A 7,263-nucleotide genomic window follows, 5' to 3' on the forward strand; every position below is an offset into this window, starting at 1 on the left:
GCCCGGCGAACGGCTGGCGCTGTCATGGCGTCAGGCGACCTTCGCCCCCGGCCAGTCGACCGAGCTCGACGTGCGCTTCGAAGCGGTGGGCGATGAGACCCGCGTGACGGTCGAGCATCGCGGCTGGGACGAGATCCCCAGGGATCATGTCGCACGCCATGGTTTTGAGCTCATGCTGTTCCAGCGCCGGGTGGCCGAACACTGGCGCGTGCTGCTCGCCGCGTTTGAGGCGAGGGCGCGGCGGGACGATGCGTGAGGGGCAGGGGACCGAGGGCAGCCGGCAGAAAAACTCCGCCGCAGCCGTTGATGGGTTGATACAGCGGTTTGCCTGCGGCGGGGTGCGTGAAATCGTGCAACGTCCGCACACGTCCTGAACGGACCGTCCTGCCTTGGCGCGCTCGGAAGGATTCGAATTAGAGCGCTAACCTATTAGCTTGTCGTAACAATTTTGCAGTGCATTGGTCAGAGGGGCAAGTCCAAGGATAACGCAAGGCCATGGATTCGTCCAGCCCGGACACATGGTAGCAGAACGTACCCAAGACATGGGTGGCAACCGCGGCCGAACGGGTTGTCGAGGGGTGCAAGGTCTTCTGCTCCAGGTCGAAATATCGGAGATCATAATGCATGAAGCTGACGAGCCAAATGCCGTCGTCGACTTCTTTGATGCAGCTTTTGTCCGGCCAGCACGACGGAAATAGCGATTTTCTTGCGGTGCAGGCAAAGGCGGCCGCATGCGTGATCGCGCCAAGGACATGGCTTCCGACTACGAGCGGACCGATCCGGCACAGAGCTATGCCGAGCGACGCGGCATCACCTTCCGCGAGCGCGTGGCCGAGATTGTGCTCAAAGCACAGCGCCTGAGCATCACGCCGAAGTGCACGCCAACATCGGATGACCGCGCAAATCGTTCTGGCATGCGATCACCGCGTCGAGAATTTCCGGTGTTAGGCGTTCCGTTTGGAAATAAGCCATTATCGCCGTTGCGTACGATCGCGAAATGTGTTACGTGTAGTAACACTACGCGAGGTAACGTATTCATGAATGATGCGCCGGCCGATTTGGGTGATCTCGAGCGCAAGGTCATGCAGCTGATCTGGGCCAACGATCACCTGACGGCGGACGCCGTCCGTGAGTTGCTGGGCGAGCGTTCAGCGCGACGACTGAAGGATTCTACCGTTCGAACAGTGCTGCGGCGGCTGGAACAGAAGGGATTTGTCGCCCATGCCGTCGACGGCCGCACTTTCGTTTATCGCGCCACAGAACCGCGCGGGCGAGTCGCAGCAAAGGCGGTCAAGCACATCGTCGATTGGTTTTGCAATGGCTCGCTCGACGAGGTTCTGGTCGGTATGGTTGACAATGCGATGCTCGATCGGCCGCAATTGCAACTGCTCATCGACAAGATCGAGACGGCCAAGAAAGGGAAGGAGTGATGTTGGCATTGCTGCTGGAATCGGCGCTCCGATCGGCTTTGCTCGCAGTCATTGTGGGGCTCGGAGTGAAATTGCTGCGGGTGCGCAGCTCGCATGTCGAGATGACGGTCTGGAAGGTGGTGCTTTTGGCCTCGCTGGCCAAGCCGCTTCTGGTGCACTTGCTGGTGCCGTGGACCAAAGTGGCGATACCGCTGTCTAGCCCGCCGCCGCAAGTGACGCAGCCACTCTTGACGGGTATTGAACGGGAGCCTCCGACAACAACGCGGCAAAGGCTGAACAACGCGGCGCAGCCATCCATCACAGCAGAATCCACGCCCACCACGTCGCTGCCGGACGGTACCGAGCCGCCGGCAGTCGCTGCAGCCGCGACCTTCGACTGGCAAGCATGGATGGCTGGCGCCTATGTGCTAATCGCCGCGTTCATGGTGCTGCGACTGCTGACCGGCATCGCGCTAACCCTACGCTTGAAACGCGCCGCCCAACCGCTCCGCGAGGACTGGACGGGGGGCTGCGACGTGCGTGTCAGCCACGATGTTGCGATGCCGGTGACATTCGGATCGATTATCCTGCTTCCTGCCGATTGCATCGAATGGAGCGCCGTCAAGCGACAGGCCGTGATGACTCATGAAAAGTCGCACCTCGAACAACGCGATTTTCACCTGCTGCTCCTGGCCTCGCTCAATCGTGCGATATTTTGGTTCGACCCGCTGTCCTGGTGGCTAGTCTGGCGCCTTGCGGAACTTGCCGAAATCATCAGCGATGACGCGGCGAGTGAAGCGGTGGGCGACTCGACGATGTATGCGGAAATCCTGCTCGACGTCGCCCGAAGCGCTTCCCCGGTGGTGGCGGGCGTGGCGATGGCGAGGGCCCGGACCGTGCGTCGACGCATCGAGCGCATTCTGGCGGCATTCCCGCGTCAGCCGCGGATTACCCGCCGCAGGCAATTCCTGCTTTCGGTCGGCTTGCTCCCGCCGGTAGCGGCCTCCACGCTCACTGTCGTGTTTGGCACGGCGCCGATCTCGGCGCAGGCCGTGCCGGCGCAGCAGCCGACCATGCCTAGGATCGGGTTTCTGAATGACCTGTCGCCGGACCAATGGCCGTCACCACTGTCGGGATTTCGCCGGGCATTGACTGAGGCCGGCTACGTCGAGGGCCAGAACGTGACCTTCGCCTACCGCTGGACCGAGGGCCACAGGGATCGCCTGCCGGCGCTCGCGGCCGAACTCGCGCGAATGAGGGTGGACGTGATTGTCGCCAGTGGCGACACTGCCGCGGCGCTCGCCGCGCATGCGGCCACATCAAGAATCCCAATCATCTTCGCGATTGAGGACGACCCGGTCAGGTTCGGCCTTGCCGCGAGTCTGGACAGACCCGGCGGCAACGCCACCGGCATTTATCTCGAGACATCCGCTGAACTCTCCAGCACGCGGCAACAGATTTTGCGGCAACTCGCTCCCGGCGCAATGCCAGTTTTCTTTTTGCTGCAGCTCGTCGACGCCAGCAGCGACGCGTCGCGAACTGAGCCCGAGGTCGCGCTCACGAGCCTGCTCGCCGGCGTGCGCGTCAGGACTGGCGGCCGCATAACTGACGACACCAAGCAATTGCTGCGGACCGATCCCGAGACCGGCCTGAAGCAATTGCAGCAGGAGGTTGGCACGCCTGACGACAAGGACCGCGTCACGCCCGACACGATGCGATCACTGGAGATCGTATCCGGTCCGTTTCTCGATCGCAGCCGCCGCTTGCAGATGGTCGCGCTCGCCGCGAGTCACCAAATTCCCACCCTCTATCATTGGCGCGCATTCGTCGAGGCCGGCGGCCTGATCAGCCATGGCTTCAACATCGAGGAGGTCTATCGCGAGTTGGGCCGCTATGCCGCCAACATTCTGCACGGCCAAAATCCCGCTGACCTGCCGGTCCAAAAGCCGGCCAAATTCGAAACCATCATCAACCTCAGAACGGCGGCCGCACTTGACCTCAACGTGTCACCTGCGCTGCTCGCGCGTGCTGACAAAGTGATCCAATGAAGCGCCGGGATTTTATCGCTCTCATAGGCGGCGCCGCGACCTGGCCGCTGGTGGCTGGCGCGCAGACGCCGCGGGGCGATGCGCCGTCCCAGCCTGTGATCGGCTTTCTCAACAACCTAGCCCAGGAGCAGTGGCAGCCAGCAATGACCGGGTTCCGCCAGGGCTTGAGCGAAGCCGGCTATGTCGAGGGCCAAAATGCCGCGTTCACGTTCCGCTGGACCGAAGGCCAAAGCGACCGCCTCCCGGAGCTTGCCGCCGATCTCGCGGCCGCCGCCGTTAGTGTGATCGTCACCAGCGCCGATACTGCCACCGCCTTGGCGGCCCGGGCCGCTGCACCGAGCATTCCGGTGGTGTTCATGACCCAGGCCGACCCGGTCAGGTTCGGTCTCGTCGCAAGCCTCGATCAGCCTGGCGGCAACGCGACCGGCATGTATCTGACCAAGTCAGTGGTTGACGTTTCGACCAGGACACAACTGTGGCGGCTGCTGGTGCCGGATACGAAAGTTTACCACAGAATCGAAATCCTCGACGCTGACAGCGTTGCTGCTAAGACCGATCCCGAAGCGGCGTTTGCGTTCAACCTCGACTCTGCTCGTCGCAACAATCCGCACGTCATCATCCCCCCTGTGCGGGCGATCATGATCGACTGCGGCCCATTCCTCGACCAGTCGCGGCGCAACCAACTGGTGTCGCTCGCGGCGCGACATGGCATTCCCACAATGTATGATTGGCGGGTATTCGCTGAGGAAGGCGGCTTGATCAGCTACGGGATCAGCATCGCGGAAAGCTATGCGCAAATCGGCCGCACCACCGGCGAGATGCTGAAAGGCCGCAGTCCAGGCGATATACCGGTGCTCAAGCCGACCAAATTCGAGACCGTAGTCAACCTCAAGACCGCCGCGCAGCTCGGCCTTGCAGTGCCGCCCGAGTTGCGCGCGCGGGCAGACAAGGTGATCGACTAGCGTTTCCTGGCGGGTACTGCAGCACACGTCTGTGCGTGGCCTCCATCGGGACATCGCATGCAGCCGTCACCGGATCATGGCGACGACGACGGCCCCTACGCGCACAGTATCGTTCCGGCGGGAGCCGCCTTGTGCACCTTGGCAGGCCTTAGCGCAAAGCGACTATTGCTGCAGCGGCGGACTCAAACGTCGATAACGCAGCTTATCGCACCCGGGTCCGCAGCGCCGCTCGCTCGCGGCGACGACGATCAATGGCGCGCATCGCCGGCGCGCTGAAGGAGACACGGCACAAGAGATGGCTCAAGGTGGTGGCGATAAAAAGCAGTGCCAGGAGCAGGAGTGGGTGGGCAATCGCGCGGAGCCAAACCGGCGCTCCGGGCTCGGTCTGAACCAGCAGGTGCGCCGTGTCCGCCGCCGACGGCACGAGTGCAAACATATAGGTCAATCGCGCGGCAGGCAGTAGCTGATCGATCTAGATGTCGGCGCGCACTTGGAGGCTCTCGATCCACAACAAGTTTCAGGCGATCACCAGCGCGGAGGAAAGAAAGCCCGCGTTCCGGAAGCAAGACCCATCTCGTAAGTCGGATGACTCACCGTCAGCTCAAACTGGCAATCTCCACGCATGGAATACAGCGACTGCGGTTCGCAAACGTGGGGCTCTGCTGAGCTATTTCCTTTCCTGCTGGCCAGGGACTTGGTACATATCAGCCGTTGCGGTGTTAGGATTCATAGTCACTCGATTTCCTAAAGGGCAAACACTGAACATGCTCAGGACGATTGCTGCAGGCTGCTGCATCTCACTTCAGGCATTGATCTTATCAAGCAGCCCCGTCACATCGATGACGATCAGCCGCTGTACGCAATCGACCGACGGCACGCGTGTTTGCACGACCTGTCCAGCCAATGCCCGCAGCGACGATGCCGCAACGGCGCCATCCGGAACGTTGGCATCGTTGCTCGCCGAAGGCTACGAAATCATCCAGGTAGGCGCGCGGGGAATGTTACTTGGCGGAGGAACTATCATCCTGCGAAAAGAATTGAGCTACACGCCCACATTCCTTTGCAACCTTGAACCGATCGACTCACCTGCCGACAAGGCCTTTAAGAGTTGCAGGTATGATCAGGTGCCTTGTTCACGGGCACCTGACAAATATCCATGACCCCGCTTTTTGTGACGAGACCATTCAGACGAAAAGACTGGCTCTTGGGGGCCGCGGTTTCGGTCGTCTGCTGCCTCGGCTTTTCAGCAACGCCTCTCGCGCAAGCTGTCAATGATGCTCCGGGCCGCCCGCGAACACGCCCAGAATGCAGCCGGCGTCCGGACTGCAAATTGCCTGATCAAGGTTCGTGGCGTAGAATATCTCCGCGGTTATTGTACTTTCATCCAAGCGAAGCAAAGGACGGATCATTCACGATCACCGCACGCGTCGACAAACATTTTCTTCGGGCCCGAATTGCTTTGCTGGCTCCTGCCGTCAAAGATGGCGTCGCCTCCTGGAACGGACCTAATGGTGGTACGGCGCCCCTTGTGGAACTCGGTCAGGCGCATTCGGAAGGCGCTTGCTGGCGAGTGGGGAACGCAGCGGGCAAGGAGGACGAGACACGGTTGTGCGCCTGGAATTCAAAATTGGCCGTCGATGAACCGACACCAAAGGAGCCGCCCCCCAACTCCAAAGACTTTGTCTATTACGGAATGCGGGCAGGCATGTGCAACGCGATCGAGTCGAGGTCCGGAATTGACACCGACCATGCCCGCATCGTCACGAAGAAAAGCCGCGACGCCGCAATTATACTGTGCCGCGGCTAGAACCATGATTTCACCGCCGAATGCGTAGCACAAAGGCTTCTTCTTGCACCAGCGCCTGTGCTTGCCGCAAATTGTCCGGCTGGAACATTCACCAATCCGCTCGGACTTTGGGATTGCGATCACTGCCAACCGCCCCAGGATTTGAAATTCGTGGGCAGGAACCCGCATAGCGAACAGGGCCCCGATTTCCCGATTGAACACCGCGACGGAAGCCCCATGGATGGCTCCTGGGCGTCGACTTACAGCTTTGCCTCCGATGCGTTCGGACTGCTTTGCCCGGAAACGCTTCGAAAAGCTGGAATGGCTCAACCATAGATCCGTGTTCTCCAGTCATGCCCCCCAACTCAAGCTCCGCACCATATGGAGTGCCAGCGCGCGCGTCCGCTAGGAGGCAATGGACTGCGAAATGATAGTCGAGCGCCCGGGAAAATCTCCGTAAGGTCGCCAGGACGGCTTGAGACGGTGAAATCCCTCCAGAGATTTTTTTGAGGGAGGTTATACGTTGTGCCGACGTGCACCTTGCAGTGGAGATGATCTGGTCGTGACGGCGATCTATCATCTTCACGTCAAGGTCATTGGCCGGAAATCCGGCTCCAGCGCGGTGGCGTCGGCCGCCTACCGCTCGGTTCGCGGTTGCGGGACGAGCGCCTTGATCGCAGCCATGACTTTTCCGTCAAGCGCGGCGTCCTCCATTCCGAAGTGATGCAGCGCGCCGGTGCTGGTTTGTCTCGCTGGCTGCTGCGGCGGGGATTTCTTAGAGCCGATGCCTCCTATGGGTGCTGCTTGCACCCTCGACCATAACGGCCCCTTGCTGGCGGATCACGCGCCACAATACGCTCGCTCTGCTCGCCGCCCTCTACCCGCAGTGGCTCATTCGCGATCTTCTTCCGCTGCCGCCAAGCGGCGGCATTCCTCGCGAGGCAACAAGATCGCTCAAGTGCCATCCTCCGCTGACGCTGCGGGCCCAAGGCTGCGGGTCGGTCGTTGCGGCGCTCACAGATCGCCATCAAGGCCGCGATGGTCGCGGGCTTGGAAAC

The 7,263-nt window shown here is 61.2% G+C and carries 6 protein-coding genes and 2 pseudogenes; 6 read left to right on the top strand and 2 right to left on the bottom strand.

The genetic code is table 11. From position 1 onward, the window contains the following. A partial coding sequence (locus JOZ76_RS17240) for an SRPBCC domain-containing protein (RefSeq protein ID WP_291700044.1) occupies positions 1–256 on the top strand: 256 nt, incomplete at its 5' end. Between the two features lie 302 nt (positions 257–558). Here JOZ76_RS17240 and JOZ76_RS38555 read toward each other — a convergent pair. Then, a pseudogene (locus JOZ76_RS38555) lies at positions 559–735 on the bottom strand (IS481 family transposase); the annotation flags it as partial. A gap of 347 nt (positions 736–1,082) precedes the next feature. On the opposite strand from JOZ76_RS38555, the gene JOZ76_RS38560 reads away from it, so the two are divergent. The 4 genes from JOZ76_RS38560 (at position 1,083) to JOZ76_RS17260 (ending at position 5,579) form a co-directional block, all read left to right on the top strand. Continuing rightward, positions 1,083–1,430, top strand: coding sequence for a BlaI/MecI/CopY family transcriptional regulator (locus JOZ76_RS38560; RefSeq protein ID WP_441300047.1), 348 nt, complete (start codon positions 1,083–1,085; stop codon positions 1,428–1,430). After that, entirely contained in the window at positions 1,430–3,457 is a 2,028-nt protein-coding gene (locus tag JOZ76_RS17250; RefSeq protein WP_291700047.1) for an ABC transporter substrate binding protein, read from the top strand. Before JOZ76_RS38560 ends, JOZ76_RS17250 begins: the two co-directional genes overlap by 1 nt. After that, positions 3,454–4,419 (top strand): ABC transporter substrate-binding protein, encoded by a 966-nt coding sequence (locus JOZ76_RS17255; protein ID WP_291700049.1) that lies wholly within the window; start codon positions 3,454–3,456, stop codon positions 4,417–4,419. The genes JOZ76_RS17250 and JOZ76_RS17255 overlap by 4 nt, the downstream gene beginning before the upstream one ends. Before the next feature lie 764 nt (positions 4,420–5,183). After that, positions 5,184–5,579 (top strand): hypothetical protein, encoded by a 396-nt coding sequence (locus JOZ76_RS17260; protein ID WP_291700051.1) that lies wholly within the window; start codon positions 5,184–5,186, stop codon positions 5,577–5,579. A 461-nt stretch (positions 5,580–6,040) separates the two neighbouring features. Here JOZ76_RS17260 and JOZ76_RS17265 read toward each other — a convergent pair whose 3' ends face one another. After that, positions 6,041–6,535 carry a hypothetical protein gene (locus tag JOZ76_RS17265; RefSeq protein ID WP_291700053.1) on the bottom strand — a complete coding sequence of 165 codons (495 nt, stop codon included), beginning with the start codon at positions 6,533–6,535 and terminating at the stop codon, positions 6,041–6,043. Positions 6,536–6,728: 193 nt separating this feature from the next. Here JOZ76_RS17265 and JOZ76_RS17270 point away from each other — a divergent pair. Beyond that, positions 6,729–6,931, top strand: a pseudogene (locus tag JOZ76_RS17270) (MobA/MobL family protein); the annotation flags it as partial. Positions 6,932–7,263: the final 332 nt, after the last annotated feature.

It is taken from the genome of Bradyrhizobium sp., assembly GCF_019244115.1.
Lineage (GTDB): Bacteria > Pseudomonadota > Alphaproteobacteria > Rhizobiales > Xanthobacteraceae > Bradyrhizobium.

What these genes read in the sequence shown, in the direction of transcription:
- JOZ76_RS38560 (WP_441300047.1), top strand. Translation starts at nt 1,083, where the DNA reads ATGCAGCTGATCTGGGCCAACGATCACCTGACGGCGGACGCCGTCCGT.
- JOZ76_RS17250 (WP_291700047.1), top strand. Translation starts at nt 1,430, where the DNA reads ATGTTGGCATTGCTGCTGGAATCGGCGCTCCGATCGGCTTTGCTCGCA.
- JOZ76_RS17255 (WP_291700049.1), top strand. Translation starts at nt 3,454, where the DNA reads ATGAAGCGCCGGGATTTTATCGCTCTCATAGGCGGCGCCGCGACCTGG.
- JOZ76_RS17260 (WP_291700051.1), top strand. Translation starts at nt 5,184, where the DNA reads ATGCTCAGGACGATTGCTGCAGGCTGCTGCATCTCACTTCAGGCATTG.